This is a genomic window from Paraperlucidibaca wandonensis (assembly GCF_042677145.1).
Classification (GTDB): Bacteria; Pseudomonadota; Gammaproteobacteria; order Pseudomonadales; family Moraxellaceae; genus Perlucidibaca; species Perlucidibaca wandonensis.
Window position 1 is genome coordinate 2,221,023 of sequence record NZ_JBHTIT010000001.1, and the last position, 17,506, is coordinate 2,238,528.

At 54.6% G+C, this 17,506-nt stretch carries 14 protein-coding genes and 1 riboswitch; of the genes, 5 read left to right on the top strand and 9 right to left on the bottom strand.

The window, feature by feature from the left end; translation table 11 throughout:
* Positions 1 to 45 precede the first annotated feature (45 nt).
* From ACFQ0F_RS10535 to ahcY, 5 genes are all read right to left on the bottom strand, one after another.
* Positions 46 to 1,446 (bottom strand): adenosylmethionine--8-amino-7-oxononanoate transaminase, encoded by a 1,401-nt coding sequence (locus ACFQ0F_RS10535; protein ID WP_340675741.1) that lies wholly within the window; start codon positions 1,444 to 1,446, stop codon positions 46 to 48.
* Positions 1,443 to 2,732, bottom strand: coding sequence for a dicarboxylate/amino acid:cation symporter (locus tag ACFQ0F_RS10540; RefSeq protein WP_379071872.1), 1,290 nt, complete (start codon positions 2,730 to 2,732; stop codon positions 1,443 to 1,445). The genes ACFQ0F_RS10535 and ACFQ0F_RS10540 overlap by 4 nt, the downstream gene beginning before the upstream one ends.
* 112 nt (positions 2,733 to 2,844) lie before the next feature.
* Positions 2,845 to 4,638 (bottom strand): gamma-glutamyltransferase family protein, encoded by a 1,794-nt coding sequence (locus ACFQ0F_RS10545; protein ID WP_379071875.1) that lies wholly within the window; start codon positions 4,636 to 4,638, stop codon positions 2,845 to 2,847.
* Complete coding sequence (gene metF / locus ACFQ0F_RS10550) at positions 4,638 to 5,471, bottom strand: methylenetetrahydrofolate reductase [NAD(P)H] (protein WP_379071878.1); 834 nt, start codon at positions 5,469 to 5,471, stop codon at positions 4,638 to 4,640. Before metF ends, ACFQ0F_RS10545 begins: the two co-directional genes overlap by 1 nt.
* A gap of 1 nt (position 5,472) precedes the next feature.
* Positions 5,473 to 6,885: an adenosylhomocysteinase gene (gene ahcY, locus ACFQ0F_RS10555; RefSeq protein ID WP_340675737.1), complete on the bottom strand. Its 1,413-nt coding sequence runs from the start codon at positions 6,883 to 6,885 to the stop codon at positions 5,473 to 5,475.
* Between the two features lie 14 nt (positions 6,886 to 6,899).
* Positions 6,900 to 6,987: riboswitch (S-adenosyl-L-homocysteine riboswitch) on the bottom strand.
* Between the two features lie 172 nt (positions 6,988 to 7,159).
* Here ahcY and ACFQ0F_RS10560 point away from each other — a divergent pair.
* From ACFQ0F_RS10560 to ACFQ0F_RS10575, 4 genes are all read left to right on the top strand, one after another.
* Positions 7,160 to 7,777 carry a hypothetical protein gene (locus ACFQ0F_RS10560; RefSeq protein ID WP_379071881.1) on the top strand — a complete coding sequence of 206 codons (618 nt, stop codon included), beginning with the start codon at positions 7,160 to 7,162 and terminating at the stop codon, positions 7,775 to 7,777.
* Positions 7,778 to 7,878: 101 nt separating this feature from the next.
* Positions 7,879 to 9,693 carry a metallophosphoesterase family protein gene (locus tag ACFQ0F_RS10565; protein WP_379071884.1) on the top strand — a complete coding sequence of 605 codons (1,815 nt, stop codon included), beginning with the start codon at positions 7,879 to 7,881 and terminating at the stop codon, positions 9,691 to 9,693.
* 91 nt (positions 9,694 to 9,784) lie between these two features.
* Positions 9,785 to 11,692 (top strand): DUF294 nucleotidyltransferase-like domain-containing protein, encoded by a 1,908-nt coding sequence (locus tag ACFQ0F_RS10570; RefSeq protein ID WP_379071888.1) that lies wholly within the window; start codon positions 9,785 to 9,787, stop codon positions 11,690 to 11,692.
* Positions 11,689 to 12,378 (top strand): 3'-5' exonuclease, encoded by a 690-nt coding sequence (locus tag ACFQ0F_RS10575; protein WP_379071891.1) that lies wholly within the window; start codon positions 11,689 to 11,691, stop codon positions 12,376 to 12,378. Before ACFQ0F_RS10570 ends, ACFQ0F_RS10575 begins: the two co-directional genes overlap by 4 nt.
* A gap of 8 nt (positions 12,379 to 12,386) precedes the next feature.
* On the opposite strand, the gene ACFQ0F_RS10580 is transcribed toward ACFQ0F_RS10575, so the two are convergent.
* Complete coding sequence (locus ACFQ0F_RS10580; RefSeq protein ID WP_379071894.1) at positions 12,387 to 13,070, bottom strand: sterol desaturase family protein; 684 nt, start codon at positions 13,068 to 13,070, stop codon at positions 12,387 to 12,389.
* Positions 13,067 to 14,677 carry a phytoene desaturase family protein gene (locus ACFQ0F_RS10585; protein ID WP_379071897.1) on the bottom strand — a complete coding sequence of 537 codons (1,611 nt, stop codon included), beginning with the start codon at positions 14,675 to 14,677 and terminating at the stop codon, positions 13,067 to 13,069. The genes ACFQ0F_RS10580 and ACFQ0F_RS10585 overlap by 4 nt, the downstream gene beginning before the upstream one ends.
* Before the next feature lie 172 nt (positions 14,678 to 14,849).
* Here ACFQ0F_RS10585 and ACFQ0F_RS10590 point away from each other — a divergent pair, with 172 nt between their 5' ends.
* The gene (locus ACFQ0F_RS10590) at positions 14,850 to 15,110 is read left to right on the top strand and encodes a hypothetical protein (protein ID WP_340675730.1); all 261 of its coding nucleotides are present in this window, start codon (positions 14,850 to 14,852) and stop codon (positions 15,108 to 15,110) included.
* A 92-nt stretch (positions 15,111 to 15,202) separates the two neighbouring features.
* Here ACFQ0F_RS10590 and metK read toward each other — a convergent pair whose 3' ends face one another.
* Together metK and ACFQ0F_RS10600 are read right to left on the bottom strand one after the other, a co-directional pair.
* Complete coding sequence (gene metK, locus ACFQ0F_RS10595) at positions 15,203 to 16,429, bottom strand: methionine adenosyltransferase (RefSeq protein ID WP_340675729.1); 1,227 nt, start codon at positions 16,427 to 16,429, stop codon at positions 15,203 to 15,205.
* A gap of 9 nt (positions 16,430 to 16,438) precedes the next feature.
* Complete coding sequence (locus tag ACFQ0F_RS10600; protein WP_379071901.1) at positions 16,439 to 17,434, bottom strand: metalloregulator ArsR/SmtB family transcription factor; 996 nt, start codon at positions 17,432 to 17,434, stop codon at positions 16,439 to 16,441.
* Positions 17,435 to 17,506: the final 72 nt, after the last annotated feature.

A 17,506-nucleotide genomic window follows, 5' to 3' on the forward strand; every position in this document is an offset into this window, starting at 1 on the left:
AAATATCGGCACGCGTTGTTGCTCGCCGCGGCATAGTCGTAGCGGCTACGCCATGCTCGGCCCCGCTTCACTAAAGCGGCCAGCCGGTGCGCGCAAACCCTCGTCAATAGCCTCAGCCGCGGTGGCGACCATCCAGCGAATTTGTTCGGGCGTGATGATATAAGGCGGCATGAAATACACCACATTGCCGATAGGTCGCAGCAATAATCCTCGCTTTAATGCAGCTTGAAAGATTGCCAAGCCACGGCGTTCGCGCCAGTCATACGGTGTGCCATTAGCTTTGTCGCGTACCAACTCAATCGCGGCAATCATGCCAGTTTGGCGCACACTGCTAACCTGCGGATGATCACGTAAGGGAGCGATGGCCTCCGCCAAAACCAAGGCCAATTGGCGGTTCGCGGCGATGACATCATGCTGCTTGAAGAGGTCTAGCGAGGCCAATGCTACCCGCGCGGCGAGCGCATTGCCGGTATAGCTGTGCGAGTGCAAAAAGCCTTTCAGGGTGTCGTAACGGTCGTAAAAGACCTCATAAATCCGCGCGTGCGTGAGCACTACCGACATCGGTAAATAGCCCGCAGTTAAGCCTTTCGACAACACCAAAAAGTCGGGCGTGATGTCGGCTTGTTCGCAGGCAAACAAAGTGCCGGTTCGACCAAAGCCAACAGCGATTTCATCGGCAATCAAATAGACATTATGTTCATCGCATAATTCACGCAAACGCGTGAGGTAACGCGGCGAATACATGCGCATGCCAGCCGCGCCTTGCACCAAAGGTTCGACAATCACCGCAGCCACTTCATGCGCATGCTTGGCTAGTAGCGACTCCATGCCTTCTAATGCGCGCTGGCAATACACCTCGCAATCGCCATCGGGCGCACCCGCAGGTGCTGCCGGTGATGGTGCTCGCAGCGGCGCTTGCAGCAGCGGTCGATAAGTCTCAGAAAACAACGGAATATCGGTGACGCTGAGCGCGCCAATGGTTTCGCCGTGATAGCTATTTTCCAGCGCAATAAAGCGTGTTTTCTCAGGCGAGCCTTGGTTGCGCCAAGCATGCACGCTCATTTTCAGCGCGACTTCGATGCCAGAGCTGCCATTGTCGGCATAGAAGCAGCGCGTTAACCCTGGCGGCGCTAAGGCCACCAAGCGTTCACTAAGCTCGACAATCGGTTCATGCGTAAAGCCAGCCAAAATCACATGCTCGAGCGTGTCTGCTTGCTCGCGTAAGGCGGCATTAATCTGTGGGTGGGCATGACCAAATAAATTCACCCACCATGAGCTGATGGCATCCATATAGCGCTTGCCATCGAAGTCTTCTAACCAAATGCCTTCGCCACGGCGTATCGGCACTAATGGTAATTGCTCGTGGTCATGCATTTGCGTGCACGGGTGCCAAACATGCGCTAGATCGCGGCGCGAAATATCGGCATTGCTAGAGCGCTTAGTCATTGCGAAGACTCTACGTTGGTGGGCGCTTGAGTGACTGTTTGAGCCATGGCAGGCGAATCAGTTTTCGCGTAATACGCCACCAGTCTGGCCGCCACCGAATCACTCCATACGTTCACCGCGGTGCGGCACATATCCAATGGTCTATCGGTGATTAACAGTAAGCCCAATGCCTCGGCTGGTAGCCCAACGCGGTCCAAGATTAGCGCGATAGCGACAAGGCTGGCAGCAGGAATGCCGGCCATACCTGTTGAAGTGGCTAGCGCCAAAAATAGAACCAATAACTGCTGCACAATAGTTAAATCAGCACCTAGAAGCTGAGCTAAAAACAGCACCGCCACGCACTCATACAGCGCAGTGCCATCCATATTCATCGTAGTGCCCAGCGGCACGGTGAGACCGGTCACAGATGAAGGCACTTTTGCGCGATCATTTAGGCAGCGTAGGGTCACCGGCAAAGTCGCTGCCGATGATGCGGTAGAAAATGCCATCCATAATGCGGGACTCATATCACGGGCATGTTGCAACGGCGATACGCGAGCCAAACGCCAGAGCACAAGGCCAAGACTGAGGCCGGCATGCAGCACTAGCGCGAGCAATACCGTGATGACGAACCAGGCCAATGGTTCGGCGGCAGCCCAGCCAACTTGCGCAGCACTGGTGGTGACTAAAGCGAAAACGCCAAGCGGCGCGGTGCGCAAAACCCATTGCGTCACTGTCATTAGCAGGTGTTGCAAGCTATCCCAAAGTACTTGCTGCGACTGACGAAACTCCGTCGGCAATGTGCGCAGCGCTAGGCCTAAGACTAGCGAAAACAGCACAACGGCGATCAAATTGCCTGCGCTTAAGGCATTGAAAATATTGCCCGGCACTAAGCCTAATAATGTGCTTTGCCAGTCGCTACTGCCGTTGGCGAACGTAGGTGAGAGGCTGGCTTGTGCCATGAGGCTTTGCACATCTTCGGGGTCTAAGCCGGCGCGTAAGCCTGGCGCGATGACATTGCTCAAGATCAGGCCCATGCTGACCGCCAGTAGCGTGCTCATGCCGTAATAGCCGGCAGTGAGCGCACCTAAACGCCCAGGCGCTTGCTCAAGTTTGCCGAGGCCGGCGATCAATGTGGTGGCAATTAACGGTACGGCGACCATCTTCAGGGCATTTAAAAATAAGCTGCCGGTAACGCCTGTGATGCTGAGTGCAGCGTCTTGCCACGGCGCTAGAGGGCCCGACAGTAGCGCGGCGGCGACTAGGCCAAGGCCGAGGCCTAATAAGATTTGCCGAGTTAAAGACATGCCTGCTCCAGTATGAATGCTGAGGTGTGGCCACCACTGGGCATGGGTGGCATCGTGGCGCTACTTTAGCAGACTGGTTTGTGAGCGGGGCAATGCGTGGCGATGAGCGTGCTTAGAAGCCGGCAGCTTGACCTTCGCGACGTGGATCTGCAGCGCCTTGCAAGATGCTACCGCGGCGCACGATGACGCCATGGCCGCTGGCCATTTCGACCACTTTCACATCGTGGCCACGCGCTTTGAGTTCGGCAATCGCATCTCTGCCGAGTGTGCGTTCGACTTCGGTTGGGCCATTGCGATTGAGCGCCATCGGTAAGGAAACGAGCTTGCTAGCATCATGCACACCGGCAATGTAGGCGCTCAGCACTCGTGCATTAAAGCCTAAGATGCGGCTGCCGCCGGGCGAGCCCATGGCGAGTACAGGGCGACCTTCATCATTAATCAATACAGTCGGTGACATGGCGCTGCGCGGGCGCTTGCCAGGGCCAACACGGTTGGCCACAGGCAGATTGCTTTGCGTGGGCACGAAGCTGAAATCGGTGAGTTGATTATTCATCAGCACGCCGCGAATCAGTAGGCGAGAGCCAAAGCGATCTTCGATAGATGAAGTCATTGCCAACCAACGGCCTTGGGTATCGACAATACTGATATGGCTAGTGCCGTACTCGAGAATTTGTCCATCAGTGGCGCTAACTTTTGCGCCATGTGGCGTGCCCGCCGGTACAGCACCTTGAGCGGCTAAATCTTCAATAAGACGTGCACGCTGATTCAAATAATAGTGGCTGAGTAGGCCACTTACTGGCACGACAACTTTGCGCGGATCAGCACCGTAGCGCTGGCGGTCAGCAAAGCCTAAGCGCTCAGCCTCGAGCAAGCCATGCAGAGAGTCGGTGCTGAGGTCATTGCCAAGAGTATTGAGCACGGGGCCACGCTGAGTTTGTTGATGGCGCTGCCAGAGGCTGACCATTTCCAACACACTAAAGCCACCGCTGGGTGCTGAGGCCGAACAAGCATTAAAGCTAGCGATGGGCAGGCAGAGTGCCGGCGTCACATCGGCGCTATACGAAGACCAATCGCTATCGGTGATGTCGCTACCAGCGGCGCGTAACTCACGGACAAAGCGCTTGGCTAGCTTGCCTTGATAAAATGCTGATGGGCCTTCTTTGGCCAGCGTTTCTAGCAGTTCGGCATAGGCTGGGTTTTTCAGCAAGTGGCCGGTTGGCCAAGCTTTGCCGGAGCGATTTAGCAGCAGTGGCGCCAAGGTTTTTGAGCGCGCTAGCAGAGGGTCAGTGGCGGAAAGCGTGTGCAAACGGTGCGACACCGGCACGCCTTTGCGTGCGGCCTCGATGGCTGGCGCGAGCAGGGTTTGCCACGGCAGCTTGCCCCAGCGCTGATGCGCCAGATCGAGCATAGACACGACGCCAGGCACACCAACCGCACGGGCGTTGGCCAGGGCTTCGTCGAAGGCCATGGCTTGGCCATCGGCACGTAAAAATCGGCGATCAGTGGTTGCAGCAGGTGCTGTTTCGCGACCATCGATCGCGGTTACACGAGCAGTTTTTTCTCGCAATGGTTCGGCGAAAACCATAAAGCCGCCGCCACCAAAACCAGATGACTGCGGCTCAACCAAGCCGAGCATGGCTTGTGCAGCAATGGCCGCATCGATAGCACTGCCGCCAGCACGTAGCATCGTGAGCGCGGCTTCAGTGGCAAGCGGATGCGCAGTCACCACCATGGCGTTGGCAGAAGTCATTGTGCTTAGCGGGTAGCGGCCAGAGCCAGCTTCTGGTGTGGCTTGACGCAGAGCATTGGCCGCTAAAACAGCGGCTGTGTCGCTTGCGGGCTGATGGCTGCAGGCGCTCAGTATTAGGCCGATAGCAGCCAAAGTACTCAGCGCCGGCAGACGCATTAGCGTGGTAGCCCTAGGTTGTTCCAGAGCGCGAGCGTGGGCTCGGCTTGGTTCATGCTGTAGAAGTGTAGGCCAGGCGCGCCGCCGTCGAGCAATTGCTGGCTTAGGCGCGTAATGACTTCTTCGCCAAACGCGATGATGCTAGCGCTGTCGTTGCCGTAGCTGGCGATTTGTTGGCGTATCCAGCGTGGAACTTCGGCGCCACAGGCATCGGAGAAACGCACCAGATTTTTGAAGTTAGTAATTGGCATGATGCCGGGGATGATAGCAATATCGCAGCCGGTCGCGCGAACACGATCGACGAAGTGAAAATAGCTATCGGCGTTAAAGAAATATTGCGTGATGGCGGAGTTGGCGCCGGCGTTAGCCTTAGCGACAAAATTGCGCACGTCATCGGCCAGCGAGGCGGCTTGCGGATGGCATTCCGGATAGGCCGCAACTTCGATCTTGAAGTGATCGCCACTGTGCTCGCGGATATAGCGCACCAAGTCGGCGGCATACGGCAGCTCTTTGCTGCGCGCAGTCACTTCTGCTGGCAAGTCGCCGCGCAGTGCCACTAAGCGATCAATGCCCATTTCGCGATAGCCATCGAGCAGCTCAGCGATCTCGGCTTTGCTGTCGCCAACGCAGGATAAGTGCGGCGCGACCGCATAGCCCAGCGCTTGCACATCACGCACCGCACCCAAGGTACGGTCGCGAGTGGAGCCGCCGGCGCCGTAGGTCACTGAGAAAAACTCAGGATTTACGGCACCTAGGCGACGCGCCACTTCACGCAATTTCTCGGCACCAACATCGGTTTTTGCCGGAAAGAATTCGATGCTGAAGTGGCTCATATTAGTACTTGTAGCTCTCAGGTTTGAATGGACCTTCAACCGGCACGCCGATGTAATCGGCTTGTGCTTGAGTGAGCTTAGTCATGACGCCACCAAAGCCAGCAACCATGGCCGCAGCAACTTCTTCGTCGAGCTTTTTCGGCAGCACTTCAACGCGAATCTGTGCGGCTTTTTGATCAGCTGGCAGGTCAGCAAACTTCTCGCCATAGAGGAAAATTTGCGCCAATACTTGGTTAGCAAACGAGCCATCCATGATGCGTGATGGGTGACCGGTGGCATTACCCAAGTTCACCAAACGACCTTCTGATAGCAAGATGAGGTAGTTGGGGTCGGTTGGGTTGGCTTCTGTGCCGAAGGGCGTGCGGTAAACTTTGTGCACCTGAGGTTTAACTTCATCCCAGACCCAGTTTTTGCGCATAAAGGCGGTGTCGATTTCGGTGTCGAAATGGCCGATATTGCAAACCACTGCGCCATTTTTAAGCGCACGCAACATAGCCGCGTCGCAGACTTTATCGTTGCCGGTAGTGGTCACGATTAAGTCGGTTTCGCCGAGCAGACGGGCGTTCACGTCTTCATCGCGGCCAGTAACGATGCCGTCGTTGTAGGCCGAGACTAGCTCGAAGCCATCCATGCAGGCTTGCATAGCGCAGATAGGATCGACTTCAGTGATGCGGACGATCATGCCTTCTTGGCGCAATGAAGCGGCTGAGCCTTTACCGACGTCGCCATAGCCAACGACCAAGGCGCGACGGCCCATCATCAGCATGTCGGTGCCGCGTTTGATTGCGTCATTGAGCGAATGGCGGCAGCCGAACTTGTTGTCATTTTTCGATTTTGTTACCGAATCGTTGACGTTGATCGCAGGCACTTTCAGTGCGCCTTTGGCCGCCATTTCGATCAGGCGCATAACGCCAGTGGTAGTTTCTTCGGTGATGCCGTGAATGCTCTCGAGCATTTGTGGGTATTTTTGGTGAATCAGGCCGGTAACATCACCGCCGTCATCAAGAATCATATTGGCAGCCCAAGGCTTGTCGTCGACTAGTACAGTTTGCTCGATGCACCACCAGAACTCTTCTTCAGTCAGGCCTTTCCACGCGAAAACTGGGATGCCGGCAGCAGCGATTGCGGCAGCGGCGTGGTCTTGTGTGGAGAAAATATTGCACGATGACCAACGCACTTCGGCGCCCAACGCGACCAGTGTTTCAATCAGCACGGCAGTCTGAATGGTCATGTGGATGCAGCCGATAATTTTCGCATCTTTCAATGGCTGGCTGGCGGCGTAAGTCGCGCGCAGGCCCATCAGCGCTGGCATTTCAGCTTCGGCCAAGATGATTTCTTTGCGGCCATAAGCAGCTAAGCTGATATCGCGAACTTTAAAATCGGTAAAATTTTGTAGATTAACTTGAGCGTTCATCAGGAGACTCTCCGAGCGAACGGGCGCCGTTGACTAGAAATGCAATCGAGCCTGACAGAATATTCCTTGCCGAAATAATCTGCTGCAGCGCCCCTCGATCGCCGGGTTGGCGCGCAGTATAGCTGCTCGCGAGCAAATATCCAAAATTATTGATATAGCAATTGTGGGCTTTTTTAATGGAAGGCATAGCCGCTGTGTAAGTCATCGCACATGGCTGCCTAAAATTTAGCTTTGTGGTACTTTTGTAAGCTAATTTTCCGTAGGGCTAATTCCCATGCGCACACTAATTTTGTCGGCAATCGCTATTGCCTCTTTTTCTTCTATTTCGCATGCCGCCACTTTTGGCGTGACACCACAGGTGGGTTTGGCCGGTGCTGGCGCCACGGTGCAGTGGGGCTTCAACGAGTACTTGGCTTTATCGGCGGGTTATACAGGGCTTGATCGCAGCATTAGCGATGTCAAAACTGATGATGCGACTTATGACGCAGATATATCGATCAAAAATCCGCAGCTATTTGTGAATTGGGCGCCGTTTGGTGGGCATTTCCGCATGTCATTTGGCGTGGTGGCGCAGAATAGTAAGGTTGATTTGGTGGGGCGAGATTTCGACCCTGCTTCGGGCGTTAGTTCGGCGACAGTTAAAGCGGAGTTTGCTCAGTCCATTGCACCCGCTTTCACTTTAGGTTGGGAGACACCGCTAGATAAAGTCGGTTTCGGTTATCACTTCAGTATTGGTGCTATGTATGCCGGCAAGCCAGAGGTTGATGCAAATATTCAATGCACGATTACATGCGTCGGCCTCGAGCAAGACGAAGAGCGCAAAATTGAAGACGAGCTCTCTAAATACAAAGTTCTACCCATCCTACAAGCCGGCGTTTTGTATCGTCTGTAATGCAGCGCTGATACTGGCCACAAATAGCTAGCATGCTCCGGCATCATCAATAAGTGCGTCGCATGCGGCGCGCCTAATAAAAATAAAAAATGAGGCACGCCATGCGTTTAACGCTATTAACGATAGCTCTAGCTAGTTTACTCGCTGCTTGCGGCGGCAGTAATAGTTCGTCGGGAGTCACGAATCCACCGGCGTCGGATACAACTGCATCTGCCAATAAAGCCGCCAACTGCAAAGCCTTTGCACCCGATCAGTTCGTCACTCGTAATGACATTACGGCTGGCAGCCGCACGGCTGATGCCACACTGATGCTGCGCTTTTTACACTACACCGATGACCACATCATCGATGACGAAGGTCAAACCATTAATGGCCTAGGCGTTTCCGATCCGATATATCCGCTATTTGAATCAGCACAGCGCCTGCAAGAAGAGTACTCAGACGAAGTGCTCAATAATATGATCGGCCATAGCAACGACTGTATTAAAGAGTATCCAGCGGCCTTTATGATCGTCACTGGCGATAGCGCCGACCTCACCACGCTGGCCGAAACCCGCCGTTTTATCGATAATCTCGATGGCACATTCGATCAAATGAGCGCATTTGAGAAGTCTTGTGTCGCAGGCCTGCCTAAAGGCACGCCGACATTTGTCATTCAGCAAACCTGTACACGCTTTACAGGCCGTGGCGTGCCCGATAGCCAAAGCCCAGATCCTGATGTCAGTGACCCAAGCTTTCAGTTCACGCTAACTCGGACATTGCGCCAAATCGTCAATCAGCTGGCTGCGCAGCTAGGGCGCGATGATAACGGTGGTACCGATCCAAGTCGCCAAACATTGACTCAAGCTCCAGGCCTACCGCAGGTTCTGCGCTGTAATGGCACAGATGCAGGCTGTGAGAACCAGGCATTAAAAACACCGTGGTATGTCGCTTTTGGTAACCACGATGGCTATTTGCGCGGCACGCTGCCATTGGGCGTGGGCATTAATGAGCTGTCATTTTTGACCACGGGCCGGCGTCATATTGTTCAGCCGCGCGAGTTCATCCAAGAGTTTTTTGAAACTAGCAGCCAGCCAGTTGGTCATGGTTTTAACTTCGTTGAAGCCGCGCGCCGTGATGACGGCGACAAACGCAACGATGGCTACTACGCTTTTACTAGCGGCAAGTTCCGCATGTTAGTGCTTAACACTGTCCTTGATGGCACTGATCCGCGGCTACCCACCGATCTCATTCGTAATCCGCTAGCACTCTCTGATGGCACCATCGATAGGGCGCAGTTTAATTGGGTAAAAGATGAGTTAGATAAAGCCTATAAAGCGAAGCAACTAGTAATGGTTTTTTCGCACCATCCCGACTTAACCTTTGCTGAGTTCGGCATGTTTGCCGCTGCCGTGCCTATCGAGGTGAAAGCAGAAGAGCTAAATGCTGAGTTGGCTAGCTATCCGAATATGGTGGCTTGGCTGGCAGGGCATACCCACTTGCATCGCGTACGCCCCTTTGCCGTGACTAGTGGTGAGGATGGCAAGTTGGCCGGCACTAACGGAGAGATTAGCTCGTCGATAGCATGCAAAAAGCCGGGAGTTGCCAGCGATGGCAAACCACATTGCCGAGGCTTCTGGCAGGTCGAAACGGCATCGCTGATTGATCATCCGCAAGAGCAGCGCCTCATTGAGCTATTCGATAACGGCAATGGCACCGGCACGCTACGTGGCCCTGTGCTGACACATACCTACGAGCGCTCACGCAAATTGGCCGAGGCCGATGACCGCTGCCAATTTTACCTGCTCGATCCAAATAGTCTGCAAAAGCTCAGCAGCGATGGTGGCCTAGATGCTATTTGCAGTTTTGGCCTAACGCGCCAAGGCACACCACTTGATCGCAACGTTGAGCTAATGTTCCGCATGCCAACGTTCTGACTTTAGTCGTAGGGCGTGCGCGCATAGGTTTCGTGCGCGCTTTCGCCTGCTAAGCTGATTGATGAGTTGAGTTTTCATCGGAGGCACAGGCATGGCGCAAGTCGAATCGCAGGCCACGGAGCATCACGGCGAAAGCCTGCGCCGTTTTATGCGCCAGCACCCACCATTCGACCGCTTGCCCGAAGCTGAATTGCAGTTTTTGCTCAGCCGCGGCCAGCTGGTGTTCTACCAGGCTGGCAGTGTCTTATTCAGCCCTAGCGGTACGCCCGTCGAACACTTTTTCATGGTCTATCAAGGCCGCGTGCAAGGCGTTCGCCATGAACATCAGCAAGACCATGTGCAATTCGAGATTGGTTTAGGTGAGTGTTTTCCTCTAGCTGCTTTGATGGGCGAACGGCCGACTCGCACTGAGCATGTCGCACTTAATGACACTTTTTGCCTGCGTTGGGCGCGTGATGATTTCGCTCAGCTAGTGCGTGAATCCGAGCCATTTCGCGAGTTTGCTCTGGGCGGTGTTAGCGGCTTACTTGCCGAAGTTGGCCGACAAATGCAGCAGCATGTTGCTGGTCAACTGGGTAGTGATTTTTCTATGGCTCAGGCCATAAGCAGTCTTGTTGCGCGCGCTCCAATTTTTGCCATGCCTAATGCCACGCTTGCCTCCGTGCTTGCACAAATGGAAGCCTCGCATGTCAGCAGCATCGTCATCATTGACTCAGGGCGGCGGCCGATTGGCATTTTTACATTGCGCGATTTACGCCGTCGCTTGGTTCTCGAAGGTTGGCAACCCGAGGCACCAATATCAGCTTGGATGACGCCGCAGCCGATCACCGTTGAGCATGACTTACCGGTGTTTCAAGCGGCATTGCTGATGGCCGAGAAAGGCATCACGCATATGGTGATTTGCCGCAATGGACGCCTGCTTGGCGTCTTGGCTGAGCGCGATATCTTTGCCCTCCAGCGGCTTAATTTAGTCAGCTTAAGCCGAGATATTCGCTGTGCTACGCGCATTGATCAGCTGCAATCCAGCCGTTTGGCATTAGCTAAATTGGTTGATCAGTTGCTCGCTCGCGGCGCTCAGGCCGATCAAATCACTCAGCTTATTGCTCGCCTCAATGATCAAATCGTACAGCGCGTTATTAGCCTAGTAAGCGCTAGTCATGGTGCGCCAACGCGACCATTTACTTGGCTCTGTTTTGGCAGCGAGGCGCGCGAAGAGCAGGCCCTGCACACCGATCAAGATAACGGTCTATGGTTTGATGCCGAGCCCGATGAGACCGAAGCCGTGCGCCAGCAATTTCTGCCATGGGCAAGCGAGGTCAATAAGCAGCTCGATAGCTTAGGTCTGGTTTGGTGCCCAGGTGGCATCATGGCGGGGCAGCGGAAGTGCTGCTTGAGCGCGGCAGAATGGCGACAGCGCTTTGCGAAAATCATCCACGAGCCAACACCAGAGAAAGTATTGGAAGCGGTTATTTTCTTCGATATGCGTGCCGTGCAAGGCGACATCGCAGGCGTTGAATCTTTGCGCCAAACCTTGCTGGAGTGGACACAGCAGCGTGATATTTTTCGCCGTATTTTGACTGAAGATGCTCTGCGCCGCCGGCCACCACTGGGGCAAATTCGCGACTTTCGCTTAAGCCGTGGCGGCGATCACCCCAATACCTTTGACCTGAAAACCGAAGCTCTAGCGCCAATAGTCGAGGCGGCCAGAGTGCTCGCGCTTACCCATGGCGTGTCGTCGGTATCAACCACTCAGCGCCTGCGTGATTTAGCTAGTGTAGATGGTTTAAGAGCAGTCGATGCTGCGGCCTATGAGGAAGCATTTCAGCACTTACAACTGCTGCGCTTGCAGCTACATCAAGAGCAGCAACGCGCAGGTCTCGCCTTGCATAACCGCTTAAACCCAGATCTGTTAAATCCATTAAATCGTCGAATTTTGCGCGAATGCCTGCGCCAAGTGCAGCGTCTACAGCGCGATATGGCGAGCCGAGTTGGGCTATGAAGCTCTCGCAATGGTGGCAAGTGATTCGTCGGCCATTGCCTGCGTGGTGGCCACAGTCAGCAGCGCTTGATGAGACGCTATTGGCGAGCGATCGCATCATTATTTTAGACACCGAAACCTCGGGGTTTTCTGCACAGCAAGATCAACTGCTGTCATTGGCGGCGGTCACTTACGAGGCCGGCGCTTTAAGTATGGGTGAGCAATGGTATGCCACGCTCAACACATCCGATGCGCAAGGTTTGGGCGATAGTGTCTTGGTGCATAGACTTACCGCCAGCCAATTAGCCGATGGCATGGACTTGAACGAGGGCATCACCACCTTGGCGCAGTTTGTCGGCGCGGCGCCGGTGTTGGCCTATCACCATGGCCATGATCGTAGTTTTATTAAGGCGGCGATGTACCGCTCTGGCTATCCCATGCTGCCTTGGCGTTGGCTGGAGGCGGCCGACGTGTTTGCTTTGGCATGGCCAGCTGCCGGGCTGGAGCAAGCGAGCTTAGATGACTGGTTGCAGTGGCATGAGATCGTGGTCGAAGAGCGCCATCACGCCTTGGAAGATGCATGGCTGACGGCGATGTTGTGGTTAAAGGCAGTGCCAGCATTGGCTGCGCAAGGCATCACAACGCGTGTGAAGTTGGTTAAGGCTATGCAGTCAAAACGTGCGCTAATCCGTCAGCGCGCGGGCTAGCACGAGGTTTAATCTTGCGTCGTAGTTGTCGGCTCTCGAGGCGTCCACCGCAGTGTACCCATAACGTAGTCTGTCAGAGGAAAGGTCAGATTAAAGTTCACCGCCGTCATGTCGTCGCGATGATGATGCAGGCGATGCAGATGCGCCATTGCCGCCAAGCCTGGCACGAGCCGGTGCAGCCAATGACCATCGGGCAGATGATCGCTAAAGTGAAATGCTTCATAGAGCACGTAGGTGCCGCTAATGCCGGCCAACCAAAGCCAAGCGGCATTAGTCGAGACAAAATGATTAAACGCCCATGCGCCCGGAGCGCCAATAAACGCGACAACGACGATAATCAACCACGCTGGAAACAACACCACGCGCCAGTCGCTTGGCGATTGCCATTGCATATTACTGTCGGTGAAAAAGCTGTGGTGGTCGCCGGTATGGCGCTGGTAAAAAAGCTTGGCCCAGCGTTTTTTGCGATGCCCAAGGCTTAGATGTATGGCGTATTCGCCAATATTTCCCAGCAATAGTGCGAGGGCTAGCACTAGCCATTCGAAGGTTTGCACCGCCTCTAATTGCGCCATCGATACCAACACCACCGTGAGGCCGGCGACGGCTATCCAAAGCGCATGCAAGCGCCCGGAATAGCGCGGATGCATGGCGGCACGATAGCGTGCGCGAAACGCCTCGGTATCGTGCTTCATTGCGGCTGCCAGTTTTTAACCAAATCCATGACCTTATTAGCCTTTCGACCCATGATTGCGCAAGCCGTGAGCATGCCGCCCATGAGCGCGCCACCAACACCAGCGGTGACAACATCTTGCCCTGTTAAGGCTAAGCCTGGCACGGGCGTAATGGGGTGTAGCCAGCTCTGACGAAAGCGCTCAACGTCATGATCCAAGCCGTAAATTTCGCCTTCGGGATAATTGCCAAACCAAGCGGTGGAAAGTGGCGTCGACAGTTCGGCATAGACCAAGGCATCGCGCAGCTGCGGCAGTTCTTTATACAGCGCCTCTAGCAAGCGTTCCTGCAACTGCGCTTTGAAGGTGTCGTAGTCTTCGCCGCGTTGGCCCCAGGTCGTGTCTTGCCATTTTTCGAACCACTGCCATGGCGCCATAGTCAGTACTTCCACGGTACTTTTGCCGGGATAGTTGGTGTTCCAGTCGGGGTCTTTCGCTGAAGGAAAGGAAATATAGAGCATAGGGAACGGAGCGTTTACATCGGCCTGAAAAGCAGCAGTATTGGCCTCATGATGCGGTGTCGGATAAATCCATAGGTTGGTTTTTGGCAGTCCCAGCTCAGCAGCAGTGCCTTTAAAGCCGGCATAAATACATAAATGCGCGCTCGAAGTTTTCACCTGCTTGAGCTTGGCGGGATAGCCCAAGGACTCGCGCACAGTAGCCGGTAATAGCTTTTCAAATGTTAGGCGCGCGCCAGCTGAGCTCACGATTTGTGGCGCTCGCAAGACATCGCCATTTTCCATGCGCACACCAACTGCACGGCCCTTCTCAATGACGATTTCTTCGACCTTGGCATAGGTGAAAACCTCACCGCCACCGGCGCGAATCACAGGCGTGATGGTGTCGGGAATCTGCCATGAGCCGCCGATAGGATAGCTGCCGCCGCCAAAATAGTGCTTAACCACCGTGGCGTGCATTAGGAAGGAGGCATCACGCGGCACCATGCCGTAGTCGCCCCACTGGCCAGTTAGTACGCCAATAAGCTCTTGATTTTGCGTGAGTTCTTCCAGGACTTCGCGCACGCTGCGGTAGCAGTTTTTTGGCACTAATAAGGGTCGCGCGGTGTGGTAGGCGCGACCCAATAAACGCGGCATGGCTTGGCCAGCAAAGAACTTTTGCGCTGAGCGCGCAGTTTCATCTACTAACTCGATGTATCGGCGGATAGCGGCTTCTTCAGCTGGAAAGTGCTCTACCAGACTATCGATAAGCGCGGCACGGCCTTCGACGAAATCCACACGGCGATCACCAATGATGATGCGATCGTAAGTGTTGTCCATGGCCGACCATTTCAGCGCGCCATCGCTAATCACATCAAATAAGCGACGCAAGGTGCTGTGGGGTTTATGCACTTCGCCGATGTAATGCACACCGACATCCCACTCAAAGCCTTCGCGCTCATAACTGTGGGTAAAGCCGCCGGCGGTGTAATGCTGCTCAAGCACGCAAACACGTTTTCCGAGCTTAGTCATTAGCGCGGCAAGGCTAAGCCCGCCAATGCCGGAGCCAATAACGATAATGTCGTAGTTTTCCGCTGCGCGGCCGCTACGGTAGCGGCGTCCAGTTCGACGCATATGCGCTCCTCTCTGCTTCTAGGTCAGGATGGGTCAGGCAGTGAGCTTTGCGAAGATACGAGCTTTACGCAAGTACTAATGGCGAAACATATTTTTAACGCGATTGAAGTGCTCCATTCCCGATGTTTATGCGTATTATCAAAGACATCATCAGCACAGAAAGGGCGAAAACATGAGCATTCAAGAAATGAATCGAAAGATGGCCGAATGGCGTGCCAGCATGGATGCCCACGCATTAGAGCCGCAGCAACGAAAAGTTATGGAAGAGTCGATGGACGCGATGGCGTTGCAATTTCGCAGCAATCAGCCGCCCAGTGCTGAGGCGTTCGAAAGTGAGCTGCATCGTCTAGAGATGATGTGGGCTGCCGATCATCCGCTGTTGGCAACCATCATCACGGAAACCCTGCGCCGCTTATCGGCAATGGGCATCTAAGCCAGCTGCCACCAAGTTAAAACCGACTTACCGAGCGTCCCTGCTCGGTAAGTCGTTAGGGCTTTTACAGGTCTGCTTTTGCAGCCCTGTTGTTACAGACCAGCTTCAGCGCGCAGCATTTCAGCTTTATCGGTGCGTTCCCAAGTAAACGCTGTCGCGGTGTGTTGCTTAGCGACTTTGCGGCCTTGCTCCCACACGGTGTGATCGTAAGTCAGCTCGTAGGGCTTGCGGCCGAAATGGCCGTACGCCGCGGTTGGGCTGTAAATCGGGTGCAGCAAATCGAGCTGGCGGGTGAGGCCATAAGGGCGCAGGTCGAAATGCGCACGCACTAAATCGATGATGCGCTGATCGCTGATTTTGCCAGTGCCGAACGTGTTGATCGAGACCGAGGTTGGCTCAGCCACGCCAATGGCATACGACACTTGAATCTCGCAACGATCAGCCAAGCCTGCCGCAACAATATTTTTCGCGACATAACGACCGGCATACGCTGCCGAGCGATCGACTTTCGATGGATCTTTACCGGAGAAAGCGCCGCCACCGTGACGTGCCATGCCGCCGTAAGTATCGACAATGATTTTGCGGCCAGTTAAGCCGCAATCGCCCATGGGGCCGCCAATTTCAAAGCGGCCTGTTGGGTTGATGTAGAACTTGGTGTCTTTGTTTAGCCACTCTGCCGGCAACACTTTTTTAACGATGAGCTCCATCACGCCTTCGTGCAGATCGGCATCGCTAACACTGGTGCTGTGCTGTGTAGAGAGCACCACAGCATCGACGGCGACTGGCTTGCCATTGGCGTAGCGGAAGGTGATTTGCGACTTGGCGTCGGGACGCAGCCAGGCGAGTTCACCAGATTTTCGTGCTTGTGCTTGGCGCTCCATTAAGCGGTGCGCATAGAGAATTGGGGCAGGCATCAGCGCGTCGGTTTCATTGCTAGCATAGCCAAACATCAGGCCTTGGTCGCCAGCGCCTTGATCTTCGGGCTTGCTACGATCAACGCCTTGAGCGATGTCAGGAGATTGCGCGCCGACCATATTCATCACCGCGCAAGTGCGGCCATCGAAACAGACGTCGGAGCTGTCGTAGCCAACTTCGACAATCTTATCGCGGATGATTTTTTCGTAATCGATGATGGCGGTGGTGGTGATTTCACCGGCGATCAGAGCAACGCCTGTTTTGACAATAGTCTCGCAGGCCACACGGGCTTGCGTGTCTTGCGCCAAGATGGCGTCGAGCAGAGCGTCGGAGATCTGATCTGCAAGCTTGTCCGGATGTCCTTCAGACACCGACTCGGAAGTGAAAATGCTGTATTCGCTCATAACATCGTCCTAACGGGTAGTGCCGCGAGGCGCGGCAGCGGGTTTTTGAAATTCATGAATTTGCACACGGAAGCCGTTGCGCAAGGCTAAATAGTCGGCACTCACAGGTAGCACGCCGGCGCGCCGCGTCCAATGCAACAAGTCTTCGGCAGGAAAGCCTAACCAAGCATCGCCACAGGCATCACGCACCCAATCTTGGTCGTGCTCACATAGCTCAGTGATGATCAAGCGGCCATCATCGGCAAGCTGCTCGCAGGCGAGATCGATGAGTTGCTCGGGTTGCGGCACATGGTGCAGCACCATATTGATGACGATGGTATTGGCCTTTTTTTGCAGAGCGTGCGAGAGCAAATCACCATGCTTGAGCGTGATATTACTGAGCTGCGCGCCAGTCACCACCGATTGAGCTTTATCGAGCATTTCTCGTGAAGCATCGATAGCCAAAACTTGCTCAAAATGCGGACTGACCATGGGCAGTAAGTCGCCTTCACCGGGGCCAATTTCCAGCAATAACTCGCCTGGCACACGAATAGCGCGCTCAGCGGCCAAAGGACCGTATTCGCTAAATGCGGCGATTTGCTCTTGCTGGCTGCGAAAGCTAGTGGCGTTTTCAGTAAAGAAACGCTGTGAGGCTTGCGCGCGTTGCTCGTGTATCGTTTTTAAGCGCTGCATCACCGCCAATGGCAATGCGCCTTCATCGAGCTCGGCCATCAGTCGACGTTTCAAGCTTCCGGCTTCAGCACCACTTGGGTCGCGGCGATAAAAAACCGTTGTACGTTCACGCCGAGTAGTGACAAGGCCGGCGTGTAATAAAATTTTCAGATGATGGCTGAGCGACGGCTGTTTGCTATCGAGCAGAAAGCAGAGCTCCAAAACGCCAAATGCGTCGCGTGCCAGCAAGCGCAAAATTGTCAGGCGCAGCGGATCACCGGCCGCACGCAACCAGCTCGCGAGTTGGGCAAGAGCAGAGTCGGTGGCGATGAGTGGCGCAGGTGAGGTTGGCATAGCACGGCAGTGTAACTGCCAATGATCGCTATATCAATTTTTTTTGATTAAACATCTTGGGTATTTTCTGTA